Below are 23,009 nucleotides of genomic sequence, written 5' to 3'. Positions count from 1 at the left end.
AGTGCGCAGCATCAGATAATGCCATAGGGCAATTGCATTCATATGCACGGATACAGGGCGAATTAGGCCTCAATTCATGCGGTCGCCCGCCAGCGCCGCGCGCAGGCATTTCAGCGCCGTTTTTTTGCAGGCCATCCCGCCAAAACCACGGCTGGTCGCATCTGCATGGCGCGCCGGCCCGCGCCTGGCTACAGTGCATGCATACCCACCCGCCACCCGAAAGGAAACATCATGAAAACGTTAAAAAACATGGAAGCCATCTTTACCGTCGCCGTTGCCATCGCCTGCGGCGCCAGCTACGTCAGCTTCATGCAACCATCGGCCGCCAAAGCGGCTGATGTGGCACAAGCGAGTGCCATCCCCGTCGTCGTCGTCAGCGCCAAGCGCATGACGGAACAGGAAAAGAAAATCTCGCTGATCGAGGAACGGCAAGCCTTGCTGGGCAACGCCACCGCCAGCACCCTGTGAGCCACCGATGCTGACACCACGCCGCCTGGCGCCAATTTGAATACCTCCGCGCCAGGCCGCCATTTGTATCCGCCACGGATACACGGACACACAGCATTGTGTCAATTGTAATAAGTTGAATCAAAAGCGATCCGCTCGCCGGCAAGCGCCTATAGTCCATTTCACGCAATCACCGAAATGGAGCACACCATGAAACCCATCACACTCTACGCAGCAGCCATGCTTGCCATCAGCACCGCGGCCTTCCTGCCCGTGCAGGCCATGGCACAGAATCAGCTCGGCGTCAGCATTGTCATCGGCAACGCCCCGCCTCCGCCACGGTTTGAAAGCGTGCCAGCGCCACGCGCCGGCTATGTCTGGGCGCCCGGCTACTGGAACTGGGATGGCCAGCGCCATGTCTGGAACAACGGCGAATGGCTGCGCGAACGGGGTGGCAACCAGTACCGCCGCGCCGCCTGGATACAAGAAAACAACCGCTGGCGCCTGGACCGTGGCGGCTGGGTCGCCGCGCAAGTGCAGCCCGTGCGCTATGACGAGATCCGCATCGCCCCGCCACCGCCGCGCCGCGAAGCCATCCCGCGCGCCCGCCACGGCTACGTCTGGGCGCCCGGCCACTGGGAATGGCGCGGCCAGCGCTACGCCTGGACGCCAGGCATATGGATCGCCGAACGCCCCGGTTACGTGTATGCGCCGCCCGCCTGGAACCAGCGCGATGGCCGCTGGCAGATGGAGCAAGGCCGCTGGTCGCCACGCGGGCCGAACGGTGACCGCGACCGCGACGGCATCCCCAACCGCTATGACCGCGACAATGGCAACCGCCACGACCGCGACGGCGACGGGATTCCGAACCGCGACGACCGCAGGCCCGACAATCCGCGCCGCGACTAGTAACACCTGACCAAACCTGCTGCGCGGCGGTTCTATCAAGCGTTACTGCAAGCGTTACCCACCAAGGCCACCGTTCGCGGTGGCCTTGTCATTTTCCCGACACATCCGTGTATTAAAATCGCGCGACGATCAATCACACTGCGCGAGAAAGATTCACGATGGCGATGGAAACTGCCGGTTTTACCTACGGCTCGGACACCTCGGGCCTGGTCTGGGGCTTCCTGTTTGGCCGCGAGGCGCAGCCGCTGGCGCTCGACTCGACGGCCGCACTGGCCTGGCTGGCCGATGGCGCGGCCAGGCCGGCGCAGGAATTCGTCTGGCTGCATTTCAATTTGTCGCATGCGGCCAGCGAAAAATGGCTGACGACGCACACGCAGCTGGCCGACGAATTCTATGAAACCCTGCACCAGGGTTCCCGCTCGACGCGCATCGAACAGGCGGAAAACACCCTGATCGCCGTGGTCAACGATGTGGTGCACAATTTCTCGTTCGAAGCGTCCGACATTTCCACCATGTGGGCCAGCGTGGCGCAAAACCTCGTCATCACGGCGCGCCGCGCGCCGCTGCAGTCGATCGAGCGCCTGCGCCAGGCCGTCATCAAGAACCACGAGCCGATCCGCTCGTCGGTGGAATTGCTGATTCATCTGCTGCGCGACCAGGCCGACGTGCTGGTCAACATCGTGCGCGACGCCGTGGCGCGGGTCGACGATATCGAGGACCACTTGCTGGCCGGGCGCCTGGTGCCGAAACGCGAAGACCTTGGCGCCATGCGGCGCGTGCTGGTGCGGCTGCAGCGCCTGCTGGCGCCGGAACCGGCCGCCCTGTTCCGCCTTCTGCAACGGCCGCCATCGTGGGTATCGGAGCTCGACAGTCTGGAATTGCGCCAGTCGACGGAGGAGTTTTCGGTGGTGCTCAGCGATATGTCGTCCTTGCAGGAACGTATCAAATTACTGCAGGAAGAGATTGCCGCCAGCGTCAACGAGGAAAACAGCCGCAGCCTGTTCGTGCTGACCATCGTCACCGTGCTGGCCTTGCCGATCAATATCATCGCCGGCATGCTGGGCATGAACGTGGGGGGAATTCCGCTGGCCCAGCACCCGCAGGGCTTCTGGATCATCGTTGCCATCATCGTCACGTTTACGGTCGTGGCGGGGTGGCTGGTGGTGCGCGTGCAGCGAAACAGTTAATTCCCGTCCCGGCACGGCCTGGCAGGCGAACGGCAGGCGCCGTCCGCCATCACTGCTTGCCGCGCTTAGCGGTGGTATTCTCCGGCCCGTTCAGGCTGGTAAACGATTTCCTCGATTTTCACCTTCACCACGCCGCCCGGCATGGGCCAGGCGATGCTGTCGCCGACGGACAAGCCCAGCAGCGCGCTGCCGACGGGCGCCAGCACGGAAATGCGGTCGGCCTGGCCTTCCACATCCTTCGGATACACGAGCGTCAGGCAGAATTCTTCCTTGTTTTCCACCGTGAAGCGCACGGTGGAATTCATCGTCACGACGGTCGGGGGAATCTCTTGCGGCTCGAGCACCTCGGCACGGCCCAGCTCGTCGAGCAAGGCGGCCTTGTCCGGCGACAGATTATTACCCAAGGCATACAACAACGCTTCCAGTCGTTCCAGGTCTTGTGATGACAAAATAATTTTTGGTTTTTTTTCCAAGATATCCTCACTATTGATCATTAGGGCGACGTCCGGTTTTGCTGGCGGCAGCTTGCTTGGCCGCGGCAGACAAAATAAACAGCATCAGAACGTCCATCATCTGAGGATTATGGACGAACTCGTGGAGCAAGGCCATAGCGTTCTCGCATTCTTCATTAAAATTTATTAAAATCAATGACTTGCAATGGACGATACGGAGCAAAAGTTAATCCGTACCAGGATGACTGCAGGCATTGAAGTTATTCTTGATGCTATTTTGTTTACCGTCAGCATGTTTTTAGCGAAAAAAACCGGCGGGCAAAAAAAGGATTAAAATTCAGTGTGGATTATTATTAGAAAAACACGTCCTGCCTTTTCCGCCTGATTTGTCGCCCTGCCTGCTGCCACCGGCCTGTGGCATGCAGACAAAATTGCCGCGCGCCCTGTACTTTCACGCTGCAAAATGACAATATGTCGGCCTTAGCAACACGTTGAGAGTTCCGGCTCACTTCGGTTTTCATCAGACTGGAACGTAAAGTATGGCAGGGCGAGGCGGGATGACACGGGGCGGCGGCAAGCGGGGCCGGCAGGAGAAAGCGTCATGATGACGCCATTGATGCTGCCGTCGGCGCAATTGCGCGGCGACCGGATTGCCAGGCTGAACTTGCTGGCCGCGGCGGCCATGCTGGCCATGGCCAGCCTGCTGCTGGTCCTCTTCCAGTTGTTTTCCCTCCAGGCATCCTTCCAGCGCAACCTGCGCATCCAGGCCGACATGCTGGCGCCCGCCGCCACCCAGGCCATGCGCCAGGACAATCGTCTTGCGGCACAACAACTCCTCGCTTCCCTCGCCGCCGCCCCGCATGTCCGGCAAGCACTACTTTACAGTCCCTATGGCACGCCGTTTGCCCGCTACACGCGCAGCAGCAGCGATGCCGCGCCCATGGCGCCGCGCAACGGCCTGCACCTCGATTACCTGGACGGCAGCGCGGCCATCCTGACGGCCTTGCCCGGCGGCGGCGCGCTGTACCTGCGCGCCAGCCTGGCGCCGCTGTACGCCAGCCTGGCGCAATTTGCCGCCTTTACCCTGCTCGTCTGCCTGTGCGCGTTCGGCCTGACGTACCTGATGGTGCGCCGCACGCGCACGGCCGCCCAGCATGCGGAAAGCCATTTGCACTACCTGGCCCATGTCGACCCGGTCACGCAACTGCCGAACCGCCATGAATTCAACGATGCCCTGGCCTACGCGCTGGCGCGCGCCGACCGCCAGGACAGCAGCGTGGGCCTGCTGCTGCTGGACCTGGACAACTTCAAGATCGTCAACGATACGCTGGGCCACCACTGCGGCGACCAGCTGCTCAAGCTCGTGTCCGAACGCCTGGTGGCCATCCTGCGCGGCACCGACATCATCTGCCGCATCGGCGGCGACGAATTCGTCGTCATCGTCGAACCGGCCGACGACGCCTCGGAAATGGCCAGCGTGGCGCGCAAGATCCTCGCCGTGCTGGCCGCGCCATTCGATCTCGAAGGCCACCAGCTGTATGTCAGCGCCAGCATCGGCGTGAGCCTGTATCCGTTCGACGCGCAGGATGTGGCCACCCTGACGCGCAATGCCGATACGGCCATGTACCACGCCAAGCACCAGGGCAAGAACCGCTACGCCGTCTTCAAGGCGGAAATGGAATTGCGCGCGCAGCGCCGCCTGCGCATGGAAGCGAACCTGCGCCGCGCACTGCAGAACGAGGAACTGTATTTGCACTACCAGCCGCAGATCGACTTGCGCAGCGGGCGCATCGTCGGTGTGGAAGCGCTGATACGCTGGAATTGCCGCGACATGGGCCAGTTGAGCCCCGCCGAATTCATCCCCGTGGCCGAGGAAAGCGGCATCATCGTCGACCTGGGACGCTGGGTACTGCAAAGCGCCTGCCGCCAGGCGGCCCTGTGGTGCAAGGCGGGCCTGCTCGATTCGCTCGAACACGTGGCCGTCAACCTGTCGGCCTGTCAGGCGCGCGATGCGGGACTGATGGACGATATCCGCGCCATCCTGGATGAAACGCAGCTGCCGCATGGCTTGCTGGAGCTGGAAATCACGGAAGGCGTCCTGATGGACAATGTCCACGCCAACGTGGAACTGATGCGGCGCCTGCAGGAAACGGGCATCCACCTGTCGATCGACGATTTCGGCACCGGCTATTCATCGATGTCGTACCTGAAGCGCCTGCCCATCGACCAGTTGAAAATCGACCGCAGCTTCGTGCACGACCTGCCCGGCGAGGGCGAAGCCATCGTCACGGCCATCATCGCCATGGCGCACAGCCTGCACCTGAAAGTGGTGGCCGAAGGGGTAGAGACCTTGCGGCAGGTGGAGTTTTTGAGAAAAGCCGGCTGCGACAATGCCCAGGGCTTCTTCTTCGCGCGCCCGATGACGGCAGCGCAGTTGACGGCATTGCTGCTGGAACGGCGCGACTGGAGCACGCGCACGATTCTGCCGGCATAAAAAAAGGGCAGAACTGCCTGTTCTGCCCTTGCTACTTACTCCGGATGCATCAGGCCAGCTTGGCCGAATGCTCGCGCGTCGCGTGGAAAGTCAGCTTCGGCCAGCGTTCTTCCGTCAGGCGCAGGTTCACGCCCGACGTGGCCAGATAAGCCATGTTGCCGGCCGCATCGTAGGCCACGTTGTGGCCCAGCGCGTTCTCGAAATCCTGCAGGATGCGCTTGTCGTCGCAGCTGACCCAGCGGGCGCTGCTGATGCTGGTGCCTTCGAACACGGCGTCGACGCCATATTCGTTGAGCAAACGGCTGGCCACCACCTCGAACTGCAGCACGCCGACGGCGCCCAGTACCAGTTCGCCGCCCTGCACCGGCTTGAAGACCTGTACCGCGCCCTCTTCGCCCAGCTGCTGCAAACCCTTGTGCAGCTGCTTGATTTTCAAGGGATTACGGATGCGCACGGAGCGGAAGAAGTCCGGCGCGAAGTACGGGATGCCCGTAAAGGTCAGCATCTCGCCTTCGGAAAAACTGTCGCCGATCTGCATGTTGCCGTGGTTCGGCAAGCCGATGATGTCGCCCGCGTACGCCTCTTCCACCTGTTCGCGCGACGATGCCATGAAGGTCACCACGTTCGACACCTTGATCTCGCGCCCCAGGCGCAAATGCTTGACCTTCATGCCGCGCTCGAAACGTCCCGAGCACACGCGCAAAAAGGCGATGCGGTCGCGGTGGGCCGGGTCCATGTTTGCCTGGATCTTGAAGACGAAACCGGTAAATGGCTGCTCGGACGGGGCCACCGAACGCACGGTGGCGTCGCGCTCGCGCGGCGCCGGCGCCCAGTCGACCAGCGCGGAGAGAATCTCGCGCACGCCGAAGTTGTTGATGGCCGAACCGAAGAACACGGGCGTCTGCACGCCGGAGAGGAATTCTTCGAGGTTGAACGGGTTGGACGCGCCATGCACCAGCTCCACTTCCATGCGCAACTGGTCCATCTCCAGCGGGAACATCTCCTGCAGGCGCGGGTTGTCGATGCCCTTGATGATTTCAAAGGCGCCGTCGGCCTTCTCTTCACCGGCCTTGAACAGCATGATCTCGTCGTTCAGCAGGTGGTACACGCCGCGGAAGTTCTTGCCCATGCCGATAGGCCAGGTGACGGGCGCGCATTGAATCTTCAGCACCGATTCGAGTTCGTCGAGCAGATCCAGCGGATCGCGCGTCTCGCGGTCCATCTTGTTCATGAAGGTGACGATGGGCGTATTGCGCATGCGGCACACGGCCAGCAGCTTGATCGTCTGCGCTTCCACGCCCTTGGCCGCATCGATCACCATCAGCGCCGAGTCGACTGCCGTCAGCACGCGGTAGGTATCTTCCGAGAAGTCCTGGTGGCCAGGGGTGTCGAGCAGGTTGACGACGTGGTCGCGGAATTCGAACTGCATCACCGAGGAAGCGACGGAAATGCCGCGCTGCTTCTCGATCTCCATCCAGTCCGACGTCGCGTGGCGGCCCGATTTGCGGGCCTTGACGGTACCGGCCATCTGGATCGCGCCCGAGAAAAGCAGCAGTTTTTCCGTCAAGGTGGTCTTACCGGCATCCGGGTGGGAAATGATGCCGAAGGTGCGGCGGCGCTGCACTTCGCGCGCGATCACGGCCGGCGCCTTGCTGCTGACGGACGCTGCGGCGATGTCCGCATTGTCGCTGGAATCGGGGGTGTTGATGTCGTTCTCGTTGGCCATATTGGTGACCATAATATGGCCCTCGCAAAAAACCCTCGATTTTACAGAAGGATCGGCCTTCCGTGTGAACTGCTTCACTCTGGCGGCAAGCGAAATCGCCCACTTCATCAAGGGGTCACAATCGGCAGGCAACATTGCACTGCAGAAATGTTGCCACTCTTCCCTGGAAACCCGATGAAAATGCTCCTCACCCCCGCCATCCGACTCATGCAGCGCTTGCGCCTGCTGCCCAAATTCATGCTTGTCTGCCTGGTCTTTTTGCTGCCTTTGGTGCTGGCGACCACCCTGCTGATCTCGGAGCTGGGCAAATCGCTGGCCCAGGCGCAGGATGCGCAGCGGGGCGTCGCCTTTGTGCGCCAGCTACAGGAAGGCACGCGCCTGCTGCAGCAGCGGCGCGGCCTGGAACATTTGCGCCTGAGCGGCAAGGCGGGCATGGACAACACGGCCCTGAATGCACGCATCACGGCCACGCTGGCCGCCCTGGCGCGCTTGCCGGCGGGCGCCGGCCTGCCCCAGGCGGCCGAGCTGACGAAGCAGTGGCAAGCCCTGCTGGGCCGCCAGACGGGCCTCGCGGCGCGCGACAGCTACGCGGCACACACGGCGCTGCTGCGCCAGGCGGCCAAACTGGTCCAGCTGGTGGCCGACCGCTCACACCTGAGCCTGGACCCGGACGCGGGCGCCAACCACCTGAGCGCCGTGTTTACCGCCACCCTGCCCGACCTGGCCGAGAGCCTGTCCGACATCGGCGGGCGCGGCGCCGCCTACATCGACACGGGCCTGTTCGAGGCGAATGAAGATCAACTCGTCAACGCCAACGCCCTGATCGCCCGCCACGAACTGGAACGCCTGCCAGCCCGCTTCGACGAAATCATCGCCGCCAAGCCGGCATTGCGCGCCAGCCTGCAGCCGGCCCTGAAAGCCGTGCCGGCCGCGCTGGCCTTCCTCGAGCGCACGAAAAACGAAGTGACGAATTCCTACGACCAGACCTCGGGCGCGCAATTCCACGCGGCCGGCATGCAAGCCATCGATGCCCTGCACGCGCTCTCGGGCGCCTCCGCCACCGCCCTGGACGGCTTGCTGGCGCAGCGCATCGCGCGCGACGAGGCGCGCCGCGCCCTGATCCTGGCGGCCATGCTGCTGGTGCTGCTGGCCGCCGCCTACCTGTGCGCAGGCTTTTATGCCGCGTTCGCGCGCGACGTGAAGCAATTGCGCGTGGCCGTCGGCGCGGCGGCGGCGGGCGACCTGTCGCAGCGCATCACCTCGCAGGCGCACGATGAAATCGGCGACCTGGTGCGCGACTTCGGCGCCATGACGCATGGCCTGGCCACCCTGGTGCAGGAAATCCGTGGCGGTGCGGCCGTCATTGCCGCCGCCGGCGCCGATATCGCGCAGGGCAACGCCGCCCTGTCCGGCCATACGGCCACGCAAGCGGACGCGCTGGGCGCCACCGTCGATTCGATGCGCGAGCTGACGGCCACCGTGGGCCGCAACGAAGCCCACGTAGGACAGGGGCGCACCCTGGTGGCGTCGGCCGCCGAGGTGGCCCTGCGCGGCGGCGAGACCGTCAGCGCCGTGGTCGAGACCATGGCCTCGATCAAGGCCAGCTCGCACAAGATCGTCGACATCATCGGCGTCATCAACGGCATCGCCTTCCAGACGAATATCCTGGCCCTGAACGCGGCCGTCGAGGCGGCCAGAGCCGGCGAGCAGGGGCGCGGCTTTGCCGTCGTGGCATCCGAGGTGCGCAGCCTGGCGCAGCGCTCCAGCGAGGCGGCGCAGCAAATCAAGCGCCTGATCGGCGATTCCGTGGCCACCGTGGATGCGGGCGGCGACCTGGTCAACGCAGCCGGCAGCACCATGCGGCAAGTCGTCGACGCGGTGCAGCAGGTGTCCGTCGTCATCGGGCGCATCAGCAGCGCCGGCGCCGAGCAGAATGGCGAGATCGCCCGCATCAACCAGGCACTGGCGCAAATCGACGACATGACGCGCCAGAACGCGGGCCTGGTCGACGAAGCGCGCGCCGGTTCGCAGCGCCTGCACCAGGAAGGCGAGGCGCTGACGCAAGCCGTCAGCCGCTTCCGCCTGGGGGAACACGAGGCGCCAAACCCGCGCCAGGCAGCGGCCGCGACCACGCGCGACGGCTTGCCCAGCGTGCGTCCGGCCGGCCTGTGGAGCGCCAACAAGCCGCGCGTCATATCACAAAATCGCGCAGAACGGCGCAAGGCTAGCTAGTCAAAAGTGTGCACGTAGGACAAGGACTACAATTTCGCCTCAAAAGAGACTACAAAGTGGCGACTGCTAATCTTATGTTCGCCACTTACATAAGCTTTTAAAGTAGCTACATCGCGATCTGCACCGCGCGGTCGAAAAAAAACGCTGTTCCAAGATGGATGCGGCAACTTTTTTTGACCAGCAACGCGGCAGTCGCACTCCGATGTAAAAAGCCTGTGAGGAATACTATGAGCCATACTCAACTTATCGCCCCGGTCCAGAAGAACCAGTTGCTGCCGCGCGCCATGCCGGCAGCCGGACGGGAAATCAAGCTTGCGTCGCGGGTTAGTCTCAGCAGTGCCCAACAGAATGAATTGCTGGCCGCCCTGCCGCGCGCCGCGCTCGAATCGCTGTTCGAAGACCTGGAACTGGTGGAACTGCCTTTCGGCAAGGAATTGTATGCCTACGGTAACAACCTGGAATACAGCTATTTCCCCACCACCGCCATCATTTCCTTGCTGTATGTAATGGAAGACGGCGCCACGACGGAAATCGCCGTCGTCGGCCATGAAGGCGTGGCCGGTGCCTCGCTGCTGGCAGGCGAACGCGCCATGTGCACGGCCGTCGTGCAAAGCGCCGGCTATGGCTACCGCCTGAAAACGCAAAGCTTGCGCGATGCCTTCAATCAAGGCGGCGCCCTGCCCCAGTTGCTGATGCGCTACACCAACGCCCTGTTTGCGCAAATGGCGCAGAACGCCGTCGGTGGCCGCCACAGCTCGATCGAGCAAAAGCTGTGCCGCTGGCTGCTGGACCGCCTGGACCGTTCGCCATCGAACGAATTGAAAGTCACGCAAGAGCTGATCTCCATCATGCTGGGCGTGCGCCGCGAAAGCATCACGGCGGCCGCCGGCAAGCTGCAGGAAGAAGGCTTGATCCACTATCGCCGCGGCAATATCACAGTGCTGGACCGCGCCGGCCTGGAATGCTATGCGGGCGAGTGCTACAAAGTGGCCAAGACGGAATACGACCGCTTGCTGCGCGACGTATCGCGCTGCTGATCAGGCAAGACAAATAAAAATGGCCGGGCTGCATGCCCGGCCATTTTTTTTGCTTTAACGACAATTACGCTTCGGCATCCGCATCGATGTCTTCCGGTTCCGGCGTCAGCGGCAGCGGAATCACGGCCTCCACGCACGTCCCCTTGCCTTCCGGACCCTGGCGCACGGTGAGGGTGCCGCCCAGTAGCAAGGCCCGCTCGCGCATGCCCAGCAAACCGTGCGACATGGGTTTCTGCAGCGCATCTTCCGTGATGCCGATGCCGTCGTCGATGACGCGCAGCACCAGGCCGTGCTCGTTGCGTTTCAAGGTCACGCTGACCATGCCGGCGCGTGCATATTTCAGGATGTTCGTCAGCGATTCCTGCACGATGCGGAACAGGGCTATCGTCAGGGTAGCTTCGCGGTTGTCGATATTGATGGCCACGTCCGTTTCGCAGCGCACGGAACTCATGCGCGCAAAATCCTCGCAATAGCTTTCGATGGCGGCGCACAGGCCCAGATTGTCCAGCAGGCTCGGGCGCAGGTCTTCGACGATGCGGCGCTTCAGTTCCACCGTTTCCAGCAAGGTGGCCTTGGCGCGGCGCAATTGCGCAGCCAGTTCCGGCTGCGTGTGCGCCAGTTGCTGCGTGACGGCGCCCAGATCCATGCTGATCGAAGTCAGGTTGGCGCCCAGCTCATCGTGCAGTTCACGCGCCAGGCGCGCCTTTTCCACTTCATTGACGCTGATCAAATGGCGCGACAGCACGGATAACTGCTCCGTGCGCTTGCTGACCGTCGATTCCAGGTTGTCATTGGCATTTTGCAATGCATACTCGACGGCCGCGCGGTTCTGGAAGCTGCGCCGCACCAGCTGGTAAAACATGATCAGCACGAGGATGGCCAGGGCATTGATGCCGATGCCGAGCAGCACGGCTTTCTGGTATTCATGATAAAAGGCGGCGCTGCCGGACGACAGCGCTTCATTCTGCTCGCGCGTCATGATCACCACCTGCAGGCGGATTTCGTCCATGGTGGCGCGGTCATCGGTCACGCGGGAAATATTGACGATCTCGGCCAATCCGCCCTGCTTGTAGACGTCGATCGACTGTTGCAACATCGACATCTTGCGGCGAATCAAGCTTTTCAGCTGACCCAGGTTTTTCAGCTGGGTGGGACTGCCCGCGAGCAAGGTTTGCAGCTCGTTGAATTCGTTTTCAATTTCGGTGGTGGCCGTCTTCGACGGCCCCAGATAGGTTTCGGAGCCGGAAATGAAATAGCCGCGCAAGCTGCTTTCCGCATCGAGCACGAGCACGTTCAAATACTGCAGGCGGTCCGCCACGCGGGCGCTCTGGCTGAGCAAGGCGTTCGTGCCCTTCAGCGACTGCAGGTTGTGATAGAGACTGAAACCATTGAGTACAAGCAGCAAGGCGCAAGTCACGCACAGGATCGTCTTGTAGAGGGGCAGGCGGTGATTCGGGGCCGGTTCAGCGGTGAAATACATCCTGATGTGCATCCTTAGCAAGGTTCGGCGCGGGAGAAAACGCCGGCGCCGGCCAATTATAGTCCTCGCCACAAACTGCTGCACTGCACAAGTCGTGCTGGCTGGCTGGCTGAGCGATCATGTTTCCATGATCGCACCGCAGCGCTAGTCAAGCAAATTGTTTTTCATTGCGTAATAGGTCAAGTCGCTGTTGGATTGCAAGCCCATTTTTTCCATGATGCGCGTACGGTAAGTACTCACCGTCTTGATGCTCAGCGACAAGGCGACACCGATATCGGACACGGTGGCACCGCGCGCCAGGCGCAGGAAGACCTGGAACTCGCGGTCCGACAATTCCGTATGCAAGGCGGCATTCGTATCGCGGTCGAACGATTGCGCCAGCAATTCACCGACGGTGGAACTGACATAGCGGCGTCCCTGGAATACGGTGCGCACGGCCGTCATCAGCTCATCGGCTTCGCATTCCTTGTTCAGATAGCCATTCGCGCCCATCTTGAACAGGTTCAGCGCGTATTGCTGCGCAGGATAGCCGCTGAGGATCAGCACGGGCAATTCCGGCTGGCCCTGGCGGATCGTGCGCAAGGTATCGATGCCGCTCTGATCGGGCATGGCGATATCGAGCAGCAACACGTCACATATTTCGCGGCGGGCGATATCGAGCGCTTCGCGCCCGGTACCGGCTTCCGCCACCACACTGAAGTCGCTTGACGACGAAAAAATCTGTTTGAATCCAGCTCTTACTATTTGGTGATCATCACAAATGGCAACGCGTATCATTGTTTCCCCTTAAATTTTCCTGGCCTGGGAAAGACTACCGGAACCTGAACGCTGCTCCGGTTCAGCGTCACTAACAAAAACGCAACATTAACATTATATTCAAAATATGGCGCGCCGTACGTTACCGGCTGCGTCAAGGCAGCAAGCCCATGCAGTATAGTCACCGGTACCGGACAACCCCACCTATATTGGTACAAATCTTATTTTAGCAAGTTTAAAATCGCAATTAATTCATTGCGTATCCACGCGCGGTCCAGCGGCGCTTCCTGCGGCACGACAGGCATGGCCGGCAGCACAGGCAGCTCGTCAACGATGGCATGCGAGGCGCCACGGCTGTCGAGCTTGTTGCGCGCGCCGCTGATGGTAAAGCCCTGCTCGTACAGCAATTCGCGGATGCGGCGTATCAGCAGCACCTCGTGGTGCTGATAATAGCGGCGGTTACCACGTCGTTTGACCGGCTTGAGCTGGGAAAACTCCTGCTCCCAGTAGCGCAATACATGCGGTTTGACGCCGCACAACTCGCTCACCTCGCCGATCGTGAAATAGCGTTTCGCCGGAATGGGCGGCAAGGCGATCAACTCGGTTTTACTGATGCGCTCGTTCATCGCCACTCACTCAGGCAGCACGTGCCAGCGGACTGGTCTCTTCGACCATGCTTTTCAGCTTCTGGCTCGCATGAAAGGTCACGACACGGCGTGCCGTGATGGGGATCTCTTCGCCCGTCTTCGGATTGCGGCCCGGCCGTTGCGGCTTGTCGCGCAACTGGAAGTTGCCGAAACCGGACAGCTTGACGGCCTCGCCCCGTTCGAGCGCGTTGCGGATCTCGTCGAAAAAGGTCTCGACCATATCCTTCGCTTCGCGCTTGTTCAGGCCCACTTGCTCGAACAACAGTTCGGCCAGCTCTGCCTTGGTCAAGGTGGGTAAATCTTTTTCCGCTTCCTGGCGCACCTTGGCAACCAGCATGGCCCGATGCAGATCGGCAGCCAGTGCGGATTGCAGTACGGCGGAATCAACGTCGCTGTTATTAATTTTCCTGCCCTGCCTTTTCTGTGCGCCCGAACCCGCCACATGGCAGGCTCGTCTACGGTTGACGACGGAAAGGCCGTCACGCTAGGCGACGGCCAGTCCGGTAATTACGAACGCAGTTTCGCGTCGTGGCCCTGCTTGGCCGCATCGATCAGGACAGCCATCAGGCCATCGACGACATCGTCTTGCAGGGTGTTTTGAGTATCTTGCAAGCTAATCCGGAAAGCAAGGCTTTTTTCATCCGCTTCCAGCCCTTTTCCACGATATTCATCAAATAAAACAATGGCTTGCACGATACGCGCTGCCGGGCTCGACTTGGCCGCGGCGTGGAAGCTGTCGAGCAGATCCTGCACCGCTACCGATTGCTTGACGACGACGGCCAGATCGCGGCTGGCGCCAGGGAATTTCGAGATTTCCTGGTACACCGGCACGCCTCGTTGCGTCAGGGCAGCGGCGTCGACTTCGAACAGCACGGGCGCCAGCGGCAAGTCGTACTTTTGCATCCAGCGCGGGTGCAATTCGCCGATGAAACCGATGACCTTGTCATCAAGCTCCACGTTGGCCGAACGGCCCGGATGCAGGGCCGGATGTTCCGCCTTGGTGAAACGCAAGACCAGCGGCGCGAACAGCGCTTCCAGGTCCGCCTTCACGTCGAAAAAGTCGACCGTGCGTGCAGCCTGGCCCCACTGCTCGTCGGCCACCGCGCCGTAGGCCATCGCGGCCACGCGCTTCGGCTGGGCGTAGCCAGCCACCGACAGGGGACCGTTTTCCACGCTGTCGTCGCGCTGGTAGATGGCGCCCACTTCGAAGATACGCACGCGGTTCGTCTTGCGGTTCAGGTTATAGCGCACATTGGCGATCAGGCTGCCGATCAGCGAGGAACGCATCACGCTCATCTGGCTGGCGATCGGGTTCTGCAATTTGATCGGATTCGCGTTGCCCGAGAAATCGCGCTCCCATGCCGTATCGACAAAGCTCATGTTAACCACTTCCTGGAAGCCCAGGTCGGCCAGCTCATGACGTACCGCAAACAAGGAGCGGGTATTTTCTGGTGCAATCTGCATCACGTTCGCTGCCACGGGCGGCAAGGTCGGGATGTTTTCAAAACCGTACACGCGCGCCACTTCCTCGATCAAGTCTTCCTCGATCTCGATGTCGAAACGGTAGCTGGGCGACGTCACGGAAAACACGCCATCAAGCAAAGTGAATGGCAGGGCCAGGCGCGTGAAGATATCGGCGATCAGCTCATCATTGAGCGGCACGCCGATGACTTTCTGCGCGCGCGCCGTGCGCATCGACACGGGCTGGCGTTGCGGCAGGTTCACCACGTGGTCGTCGACGGGGCCGACGGTGGTGGCTGGCGTGCCGCAGATTTCCACGATCAGGGCCGTGATGCGCTCGATGTGCTCGACGTTGGTGGCGAAATCGACGCCGCGCTCGAAGCGGTGCGCCGCATCGGTCGAGAAATTCAAGCGGCGCGCGCGGCCTTGAATCGCGTTCGGCCACCAGAAGGCCGCTTCCAGGTAGATGCTGTCCGTATCGTCCGACACCGAGCTGGCGTCGCCGCCCATGATGCCGGCCAGCGATTCGATTTCCTGCTCGTCGGCAATGACGCCGAGCCACTCGTCGACGGCGATGGTGTTGCCATTCAACAGCTTGACGGATTCGCCCGCCTTGCCCCAACGCACGTCGAGGCTGCCGTGGATCTTGGCCAGGTCAAACACGTGGCTAGGACGGCCCAGTTCCAGCATGACATAGTTCGAGATATCGACCAGGGCCGACAGCGGACGCTGGCCGCTGCGCTCGAGGCGCTGCTTCATCCAGTCCGGCGTGGCTGCCTTGGCGTTCAAGCCGCGGATGACGCGGCCCGTGAAACGGCCGCACAGGTCCGGCGCGCTGACTTTCACGGGCAGGACTTCATCGCTGGAAACCGGCACGGTGCGGAACTGCGGCGCATTCAGGGGCACGCCCGTCAAGGCCGACACTTCACGCGCGACACCCAGCACGGACAGGCAGTCCGCCTTGTTCGGCGTCAACTTGATGGTGAATTTCAAGTCGTTGAGGGCAAAGTAATCGCGGAAATTCTGGCCGATCGGCGCGTCGTCCGGCAATTCCATCAGGCCGGCGTTTTCTTCCGACAATTTCAATTCGCGCGCGGAGCACAGCATGCCTTGCGACTCGACGCCGCGCAGCTGGCCCACCTTGATTTCAAACGGCTTGCCATCGGCGCCAGGCGGCAGCACAGCGCCGGCCATCGCGCAGACGACTTTCAAGCCCGGGCGCACGTTGGGCGCGCCGCAAACGATGTTGAGCATAGTGCCCGTGCCGACATCGACCTGGCATACATTCAGGCGGTCCGCATTCGGATGTTTTTCCATCTCCAGGACCAGGCCCACCACCACGTTCGAGAACGGCGGGGCGACAGGATCGACGTCCTCGACTTCGAGACCGGACATGGTCAGCAGATGGGCCAGTTCGTCCGAAGTCATCTTCGGATCGACCATGGTACGGAGCCAGTTTTCGGAAAATTGCATAATCAAGCCTTCAAAGGGTCAAAGCTCACAGCGCGAGCGCACAGGCGCTCAAGCGCCATGAATCAAACGGAACAATGCTTAGTTGAACTGCTTCAGGAAACGCAAGTCGCCTTCATAAAACAGGCGCAGGTCGTTGATGCCGTAGCGCAGCATCGTCAAGCGTTCCAGGCCGGAGCCGAAAGCAAAACCGATGAATTTCTCGGGATCGAGGCCGAAGTTTTTCACCACGGTCGGATGCACCTGGCCGGCGCCCGACACTTCCAGCCAACGGCCTTTCAAGGGGCCGGAGCCAAAGGCGATGTCGATCTCGGCCGACGGTTCCGTGAACGGGAAGTAAGACGGGCGGAAGCGCACCTGCAGGTCGTCCGTTTCAAAGAAGGCCTTGACGAAATTCAGGTACACGCCCTTCAGGTCGGCAAAGCTGATGTCTTCGGCGATCCACAGGCCTTCGACCTGGTGGAACATCGGCGAATGGGTGGCGTCGCTGTCGACGCGGTAGGTGCGGCCCGGTGCGATGACCTTGATCGGCGGCGTGTGCGTGCGTGCATAGCGCACCTGCATCGGGCTCGTGTGCGTACGCAGCAGCAAGGGCTTGCCATCGGTGTCATTGCCATCGATGTAGAAGGTGTCTTGCATGGAACGGGCTGGGTGGTTTTCCGGGCTGTTGAGCGCCGTGAAGTTGGTCCAGTCGTTTTCGATTTCGGGGCCGTCGGCCACGTCGAAACCGATGGAACGGAAGATTTCCTCGACACGTTCCCACGTGCGCATCACGGGATGGATGCCGCCGGGCATGCGGCCACGGCCTGGCAGGGTCACGTCGATCGCTTCGGCGTTCAGACGACCTTGCATCTGGGCATCGGCCAATGCATCACGGCGCGCCGTCAGCGCGTCTTCGATCTGCACTTTGACGGCGTTGATCAGGGCGCCTTGCGCCTTGCGCGCGTCCGGATCCAGTTTGCCCAGGCCCTTCATCATTTCAGTAATCTGGCCAGTCTTGCCCAGGTAGCGGGCTTTGGCGTTTTCAAGTGCGGCAGCGTCTGCGGCGGCGATAAAGTCAGCCTGGGCCGAGACGACGAGTTCTTCTAGGGAGTTCATGCGGCTTTTCCTGTTTTGGAAATCAATCCTGGATTTAGTAATCTAGAACCCAACAATCAAAAACGGAAACGGGGCATAAGGTTCACACCCCTGCCCCGCTCTTTATAACGTCACCCTACGGATGACGTTGTGCAATCACCGATGCTTACGCAGCGATTTTTGCTTTAACTGCGTTGACAATCGCAGCGAATGCTGGCTTGTCCATCACAGCCATATCGGCCAGGACTTTACGGTCCAGTTCGATATTTGCTTTTTTCAAGCCGTTCATGAATACGCTGTACGTTACGCCATGCTCACGGGAAGCGGCGTTGATACGGGCGATCCACAGGCGGCGGAAAACGCGCTTCTTGTTGCGGCGATCGCGGTAAGCGTATTGGCCAGCGCGCATAACTGCTTGCTTGGCAACACGGTATACACGGCTGCGGCGACCACGGTAGCCTTTAGCTTGAACAAGAATCTTTTTATGACGGGCACGAGCTGTAACCCCACGTTTTACTCTAGGCATAGTAACTCCTTATATTGAGTGTGAGATTAAGCAGTCGGCATCATGCGGTAGACGGATTTCACGTCAGACGCAGCGACATTGGTGGTACCGCGCAGAGCGCGTTTCAGCTTGGTGGTTTTCTTGGTCAAGATGTGGCGTTTGAACGCATGACCACATTTAACAGTACCACCCGGACGCACGCGAAAACGTTTTTTCGCAGAGCTTTTGGTCTTCATTTTAGGCATAGCAATCTGTCCTCTTACGGACAGCTCCATTTATAACAGGATTGCAGGTGGCAACACGACGCTGCGCTTAGATGCCTGCTTTCACATGCTGTGCAGCGGATGCGAGTCCGCTACAGTTCGCGCGGCCCGGACATTGCTGTCAGGGCCGCGCAAATTCTGCCTGGAATCTGGTGTCGTACCAATGCTGGCACAAACCACGTCGATCCACAGTAAAACGCTATTGTAGCTTACTTCTTCTTCTTAGGCGAAAGAACCATGATCATTTGGCGGCCTTCCATCTTCGGGAACTGCTCGACCTGGCCATACGGCTCCAGATCGGCTTTCAGACGTTCCAGCATACGGAAGCCAATATCCTGATGCGCCATCTCACGACCGCGGAAACGCAAGGTGATCTTGGTTTTATCGCCATCTTCGAGGAACTTGATGAGATTACGCAACTTGATATTGTAGTCACCATCATCAGTCCCCGGACGGAATTTGACTTCCTTCACGAGGATGATCTTTTGCTTCAATTTGGCTTCGTGAGCTTTCTTTTGCTCCGAATACTTAAATTTGCCGTAGTCCATCAAACGGCACACCGGTGGCTGCGCGGTAGGCGCAATTTCCACCAGGTCGACGTTTGCCTCTTCCGCCAGGCGGAAGGCTTCAGCCAAACTTACGATACCGAGTGGCTCGTTATCGACCCCGCTTAAACGCATTTCAGGGGCAGTGATTTCGCCATTGATGCGATGTGACTTGTCAGTAGCTATTGTAATTTCCTTTAAAAATCTTGTAAGACGGTCGTGCAGCGAGTTTCCTCGTCAGGCCTTGGTGTCGACTTCATGTTTGAGTCGCTCAATCAGGGCATCGACGGACATGACGCCCAGATCGACATTGCCCCGCGCCCGCACGGCCACTGTATTCGCATCCCGCTCTTTGTCGCCAATTACTAAGATGTAAGGCAATTTTTGTACGGAATGTTCACGTATTTTATAGGTAATCTTCTCGTTACGCAAATCAGCCTGTACGCGCAGCCCCGCTTTGCGCAGTTTTGTTGTAACTTCCTGTACATAGTCGGCTTGAGCGTCGGAAATATTCAACACCGACACTTGCACCGGCGACAACCACAAGGGCATGGCACCCGCATAGTGTTCGATCAGGATGCCAATGAAACGTTCCAGCGAACCGACGATCGCGCGGTGCAGCATGATCGGCACCTGGCGCGTGTTGTCCACGGCTACGTATTCGGCACCCAGGCGGCCCGGCATCGACGGGTCGATCTGCACGGTACCCACTTGCCATGCGCGGCCCAGGCTGTCTTTCAGGTGATACTCGATCTTCGGACCGTAGAACGCACCCTCGCCCGGCAATTCCGTCCATTCCACGCCACAAGCGCGCAAGGCCGAACGCAGGGATTCCTCGGCGAAATCCCACGACTCTTCCGTGCCGATGCGGTTATCCGGACGCAAGGCCAGTTTCACATCGATATTCGTGAAGCCGAAAGCCGTGTACACATCCATCGCCTGCTGGTGGAAGGCCGTCACTTCGCCGGCAATCTGCTCTTCCAGGCAGAAAATGTGGCCATCATCCTGCGTAAAGCCGCGCACGCGCATCATGCCGTGCAAGGCGCCCGACGGCTCATTGCGGTGGCATTGACCGAACTCGCCGTAGCGCAGTGGCAAGTCACGGTAGCTGCGCATGCCATTGTTGAAAATCTGGATATGGCCAGGGCAATTCATCGGTTTCAGCGCATAGGCGCGGTTTTCCGATTCCGTGATGAACATGTTTTCACGGTAATTATCCCAGTGACCGGTTTTTTCCCACAGGCCACGATCGAGAATTTGCGGCGCCTTGACTTCCTGGTAACCGTTGACCTGGTACACATTGCGCATGTATTGCTCGACCTGCTGCCAGATCGACCAGCCCTTCGGATGCCAGAAGATCAAGCCCGGCGCTTCCTCCTGGAAATGGAAGAAGTCGAGCTGCTTGCCCAGCTTGCGGTGATCGCGCTTTTCCGCCTCTTCCAGGTTATGCAGGTACAGTTCCTGGTCTTCCTTCTTGGCCCAGGCCGTGCCATAGATACGCTGCAGCATCTCGTTTTTCGAGTCGCCGCGCCAGTAGGCGCCAGCCAGCTTCATCAGCTTGAAGACTTTCAGCTTACCCGTCGATGGCACGTGGGGGCCGCGGCACAAGTCCGTGAACTTGCCTTCGGAATACAGCGACACTTCCTGGTCGGCCGGGATCGAGCCGATCAGTTCAGCCTTGTAGGCTTCGCCAATGCCCTTGAAGTATTCGATGGCTTCGTCGCGCGCGACCACCTTGCGCGTGACTTGCTCATCCTTCTTGGCCAGCTCCGCCATCTTCTTTTCGATCGCCGTCAAATCTTCGGGCGTGAACGGACGCTTGTAGGCGAAATCATAGTAAAAGCCGTTATCGATCACGGGACCGATGGTCACTTGCGCGTCAGGGAATAATTCCTTGACGGCATACGCCAGCAAGTGGGCCGTCGAGTGGCGGATCACTTCCAGGCCATCGGCGTCCTTGTCCGTCACAATCGCCAGTTCCGCGTCTTGCTCGATCAGATAGGAGGTGTCGACCAGTTTGCCGTCGACCTTGCCGGCCAGGGCAGCCTTGGCCAGGCCGGCACCAATATTGGCCGCAACCTGGGCCACGGTGACCGGGCCGTCAAATTGACGGGCGGAACCATCGGGAAGTCGGATTGTAAGCATATTGATCTCCATATCGGCGCTGGCGCCAGGTAAAACTGCGATGTGATGGGTAAAATAACTGAAAGGAAAACGCAGACGCAAAAAAACGCGGACTAGCCGCGTTTTTCACTTTCTTGAGACAAAGGAAACCCGTTCGACTAGCGTCACTCCCAAAGCTTGGTAGTAGTTCGCGGTGTCATAACCGGTTTACCCTTTCTCTCTAACTGCATTCTGGTGGGCGGTGAGGAATTCGAATCCCCGACCCCTTGGATGTCGACCAAGTATTCTAACCAGCTGAACTAACCGCCCGTAAAACTTTTTATCGATTACTGCATCAGCAATCGTCTTGAAAACCATCTACTGCTAAATTCTGGTGGGCGGTGAGGAATTCGAATCCCCGACCCCTTGGATGTCGACCAAGTATTCTAACCAGCTGAACTAACCGCCCCGAAGACCAGCATTATAGAGAGGCTTTCCCAGAATGACAAGGGCTGTTTTACAGGAAACTTTAATCATTTCTCCGGGCGTCAGCACCCTTTATATAGACACGGCCCGGTGCACGCGGAATGCCGCTAGAATCGCGGCATGAACTCCACCCTATTAGCCTGGCTGAAAACCCTGAGCCGCATCTGCGGTTTTGAAACGGCCGACTCCTTCCCGCCCGGCCACCCGCATGCGCGCACGCGCTGGGAAGCCGCATATTTCGATATCGCCTCCGACGTGAAGCCCGACGAGATCGAACGGCGCATCTGCGCGGCCATCGCCAACACGCCAAGCGTCTTCGCCTACATCACCAATCCCACGCCGCGCATGCAGCGCGCGCTGCTGAACGTGATCCATGACCGTCTGCGGCGCCAGCCCGGCGCGGGCGCCACGGATCTGGTCTTGTTATTGATCAATGCCTACGCCAGCGACCACATCACGGAAGTCGTGCCCGGCCTGCGCACCCTGATCTACAACACGGAACATGAAGAGACGAATCTGCGCGTGCATGCCATCCTGGAGTTACTGGTCGGCACGCCGCGTGGACTCGACGTCATCGATATGTAGATCAAACGTGATTGGCGGGAACGTAGCGTGCCCGCAGGCGCATGAATGGCGTTTCCACCAATCTATATAGGAGCCAGCCCGTGGCGATGCTCAACATAATCATCACCAGCATGGCACTCAGGCTGTCCGGTCCGTAACCGATATCCAGCAAGATCGGACGCAGCAGGATGCACAACTGCTTGTGCAGCAAATAAATCGCATACGACCACAGGGCCAGGCTGGCCGCGCCCGGCACGCGCAGTTGATACAAGGCACTGGCGGGACTGAGCGCCGCGATCAGCAACAAGGTAAAACTGGCCGCCAGGGCCGGATAGCCGAACACCGTCACCCAATAGCCATAGTGATCGGTGAGAAACACATAAAACATCAGCGCCGTAGCAACGATTCCCGCCAGCAAGCTGCGGTTGCCGTAGGAGGTCAGGCGCGACCAGGCTGCCGGATGGTGGTTTTTCAGCAGCGCCAGCGCCACGCCCGCCACCAGCTCGTCGAAGCGGCACCACGACGCGTAATAAATATATTTGTAATAACCGAGGCCGCCGCGCGGCACTTGCACATATTCCTCCCACAGATACGCGCGCACCAGCATGCCGACGATAAAGCTGGCGGCCACGGCCAGCCACGCCCACAGCAGCGACTTGCGGCAAGCGGCAATGACCAGCGCCACGGCCGGCAGCAGCACGTAGAACTGCTCTTCCACGCACAGCGACCACGCATGGGAAAACGCCGTACCCGGCGTCAGGTTGATGTTTTGCGTAAAGGTCAGGAATTTCCACAGGGGAAGCAGCGCGCTATCACCGCGAAATGCGGGCCACAGGTAGTACAGGGCCAGCACGGCATAAAAACTGGGCAAGGTGCGCAGGAAGCGCCGCGCATAGAAACGTGGCAAGGAAAAGCCATGTTCGCTGCGCAAGGCCGCGAATATCTGGTTGCCGATCAGATAGCCGCTGAGGGCAAAGAACAGGTCCACGCCCACCCAGCCGATTTCTCCCCAGAAACCAAACGCCCCGCCGTCGCTGACGAACAGCAAATAATGATTCATGAAGACGAGCACGATGGCCAGCGCGCGCAAGGTGTCGAGGCCATACAGGCGGGAAGAAGATGAAGAAGACGGCATGGAATCGCAAGGGAAAACAACGGTGGCGCCGAT

The 23,009-nt window shown here is 60.2% G+C and carries 21 protein-coding genes and 2 tRNA genes; 8 read left to right on the top strand and 15 right to left on the bottom strand.

Annotated features, from left to right (window positions below):
- The first annotated feature begins 231 nt into the window (after window positions 1-231).
- The 3 genes from CSQ93_RS15195 to CSQ93_RS15185 all read left to right on the top strand — a co-directional run bounded on the left by CSQ93_RS15195 (window position 232) and on the right by CSQ93_RS15185 (window position 2,543).
- On the top strand, window positions 232-468 hold the full coding sequence (locus CSQ93_RS15195) for a hypothetical protein (protein ID WP_099378750.1): 237 nt from the start codon (window positions 232-234) through the stop codon (window positions 466-468).
- Between the two features lie 189 nt (window positions 469-657).
- Entirely contained in the window at window positions 658-1,356 is a 699-nt protein-coding gene (locus tag CSQ93_RS29765) for a YXWGXW repeat-containing protein (RefSeq protein ID WP_099378749.1), read from the top strand.
- Between the two features lie 158 nt (window positions 1,357-1,514).
- On the top strand, window positions 1,515-2,543 hold the full coding sequence (locus CSQ93_RS15185) for a transporter (RefSeq protein ID WP_199534421.1): 1,029 nt from the start codon (window positions 1,515-1,517) through the stop codon (window positions 2,541-2,543).
- 65 nt (window positions 2,544-2,608) lie between these two features.
- Here CSQ93_RS15185 and rnk read toward each other — a convergent pair whose 3' ends face one another.
- On the bottom strand, window positions 2,609-3,016 hold the full coding sequence (rnk, locus tag CSQ93_RS15180) for a nucleoside diphosphate kinase regulator (RefSeq protein ID WP_162835757.1): 408 nt from the start codon (window positions 3,014-3,016) through the stop codon (window positions 2,609-2,611).
- 184 nt (window positions 3,017-3,200) lie between these two features.
- On the opposite strand from rnk, the gene CSQ93_RS29665 reads away from it, so the two are divergent.
- Both CSQ93_RS29665 and CSQ93_RS15175 read left to right on the top strand, forming a co-directional pair.
- Window positions 3,201-3,329: a hypothetical protein gene (locus CSQ93_RS29665; RefSeq protein WP_267891657.1), complete on the top strand. Its 129-nt coding sequence runs from the start codon at window positions 3,201-3,203 to the stop codon at window positions 3,327-3,329.
- Window positions 3,330-3,596: 267 nt separating this feature from the next.
- Window positions 3,597-5,489, top strand: coding sequence for a putative bifunctional diguanylate cyclase/phosphodiesterase (locus tag CSQ93_RS15175; RefSeq protein WP_099378748.1), 1,893 nt, complete (start codon window positions 3,597-3,599; stop codon window positions 5,487-5,489).
- A 49-nt stretch (window positions 5,490-5,538) separates the two neighbouring features.
- Here CSQ93_RS15175 and CSQ93_RS15170 read toward each other — a convergent pair whose 3' ends face one another.
- On the bottom strand, window positions 5,539-7,227 hold the full coding sequence (locus CSQ93_RS15170) for a peptide chain release factor 3 (RefSeq protein WP_416208753.1): 1,689 nt from the start codon (window positions 7,225-7,227) through the stop codon (window positions 5,539-5,541).
- Between the two features lie 162 nt (window positions 7,228-7,389).
- Here CSQ93_RS15170 and CSQ93_RS15165 point away from each other — a divergent pair, with 162 nt between their 5' ends.
- Window positions 7,390-9,447, top strand: coding sequence for a methyl-accepting chemotaxis protein (locus CSQ93_RS15165; RefSeq protein WP_099378747.1), 2,058 nt, complete (start codon window positions 7,390-7,392; stop codon window positions 9,445-9,447).
- A gap of 227 nt (window positions 9,448-9,674) precedes the next feature.
- The gene (locus CSQ93_RS15160; RefSeq protein ID WP_034783188.1) at window positions 9,675-10,484 is read left to right on the top strand and encodes a Crp/Fnr family transcriptional regulator; all 810 of its coding nucleotides are present in this window, start codon (window positions 9,675-9,677) and stop codon (window positions 10,482-10,484) included.
- A gap of 64 nt (window positions 10,485-10,548) precedes the next feature.
- Here the strand turns inward: CSQ93_RS15160 and CSQ93_RS15155 are convergent, their stop codons facing one another.
- The 12 genes from CSQ93_RS15155 to CSQ93_RS15100 all read right to left on the bottom strand — a co-directional run bounded on the left by CSQ93_RS15155 (window position 10,549) and on the right by CSQ93_RS15100 (window position 21,260).
- Complete coding sequence (locus CSQ93_RS15155) at window positions 10,549-11,964, bottom strand: sensor histidine kinase (RefSeq protein WP_099378746.1); 1,416 nt, start codon at window positions 11,962-11,964, stop codon at window positions 10,549-10,551.
- A gap of 144 nt (window positions 11,965-12,108) precedes the next feature.
- On the bottom strand, window positions 12,109-12,741 hold the full coding sequence (locus CSQ93_RS15150; protein ID WP_034783185.1) for a response regulator: 633 nt from the start codon (window positions 12,739-12,741) through the stop codon (window positions 12,109-12,111).
- 200 nt (window positions 12,742-12,941) lie between these two features.
- The gene (locus tag CSQ93_RS15145) at window positions 12,942-13,346 is read right to left on the bottom strand and encodes a MerR family transcriptional regulator (RefSeq protein WP_099378745.1); all 405 of its coding nucleotides are present in this window, start codon (window positions 13,344-13,346) and stop codon (window positions 12,942-12,944) included.
- Window positions 13,347-13,356: 10 nt separating this feature from the next.
- Window positions 13,357-13,704 carry an integration host factor subunit alpha gene (locus tag CSQ93_RS15140; RefSeq protein WP_010399205.1) on the bottom strand — a complete coding sequence of 116 codons (348 nt, stop codon included), beginning with the start codon at window positions 13,702-13,704 and terminating at the stop codon, window positions 13,357-13,359.
- 170 nt (window positions 13,705-13,874) lie between these two features.
- The gene (gene pheT / locus CSQ93_RS15135; RefSeq protein ID WP_099378744.1) at window positions 13,875-16,301 is read right to left on the bottom strand and encodes a phenylalanine--tRNA ligase subunit beta; all 2,427 of its coding nucleotides are present in this window, start codon (window positions 16,299-16,301) and stop codon (window positions 13,875-13,877) included.
- 78 nt (window positions 16,302-16,379) lie between these two features.
- Complete coding sequence (gene pheS, locus CSQ93_RS15130) at window positions 16,380-17,396, bottom strand: phenylalanine--tRNA ligase subunit alpha (protein ID WP_034751917.1); 1,017 nt, start codon at window positions 17,394-17,396, stop codon at window positions 16,380-16,382.
- Window positions 17,397-17,541: 145 nt separating this feature from the next.
- Window positions 17,542-17,901 carry a 50S ribosomal protein L20 gene (rplT, locus tag CSQ93_RS15125; protein ID WP_010399214.1) on the bottom strand — a complete coding sequence of 120 codons (360 nt, stop codon included), beginning with the start codon at window positions 17,899-17,901 and terminating at the stop codon, window positions 17,542-17,544.
- Window positions 17,902-17,927: 26 nt separating this feature from the next.
- The gene (rpmI, locus tag CSQ93_RS15120; protein WP_010399216.1) at window positions 17,928-18,125 is read right to left on the bottom strand and encodes a 50S ribosomal protein L35; all 198 of its coding nucleotides are present in this window, start codon (window positions 18,123-18,125) and stop codon (window positions 17,928-17,930) included.
- Window positions 18,126-18,352: 227 nt separating this feature from the next.
- Window positions 18,353-18,913, bottom strand: coding sequence for a translation initiation factor IF-3 (gene infC, locus CSQ93_RS15115; protein WP_205711303.1), 561 nt, complete (start codon window positions 18,911-18,913; stop codon window positions 18,353-18,355).
- 12 nt (window positions 18,914-18,925) lie between these two features.
- Window positions 18,926-20,833, bottom strand: coding sequence for a threonine--tRNA ligase (gene thrS / locus CSQ93_RS15110; protein ID WP_099378832.1), 1,908 nt, complete (start codon window positions 20,831-20,833; stop codon window positions 18,926-18,928).
- A gap of 211 nt (window positions 20,834-21,044) precedes the next feature.
- Window positions 21,045-21,121, bottom strand: a tRNA-Val gene (locus CSQ93_RS15105).
- 62 nt (window positions 21,122-21,183) lie between these two features.
- A tRNA-Val gene (locus CSQ93_RS15100) sits at window positions 21,184-21,260 on the bottom strand.
- 137 nt (window positions 21,261-21,397) lie between these two features.
- Between CSQ93_RS15100 and CSQ93_RS15095 the strand changes: the two genes are divergently transcribed.
- On the top strand, window positions 21,398-21,862 hold the full coding sequence (locus tag CSQ93_RS15095; RefSeq protein ID WP_099378743.1) for a hypothetical protein: 465 nt from the start codon (window positions 21,398-21,400) through the stop codon (window positions 21,860-21,862).
- Between the two features lies 1 nt (window position 21,863).
- Here the strand turns inward: CSQ93_RS15095 and CSQ93_RS15090 are convergent, their stop codons facing one another.
- Window positions 21,864-22,976 carry an acyltransferase family protein gene (locus tag CSQ93_RS15090; protein ID WP_199534420.1) on the bottom strand — a complete coding sequence of 371 codons (1,113 nt, stop codon included), beginning with the start codon at window positions 22,974-22,976 and terminating at the stop codon, window positions 21,864-21,866.
- Window positions 22,977-23,009: the final 33 nt, after the last annotated feature.

The organism is Janthinobacterium sp. BJB426, assembly GCF_002735705.1.
Classification (GTDB): Bacteria; Pseudomonadota; Gammaproteobacteria; order Burkholderiales; family Burkholderiaceae_D; genus Janthinobacterium.
Note: the sequence above shows the minus strand (reverse complement) of the source record. Positions and strands in the feature narration are given on the sequence as shown.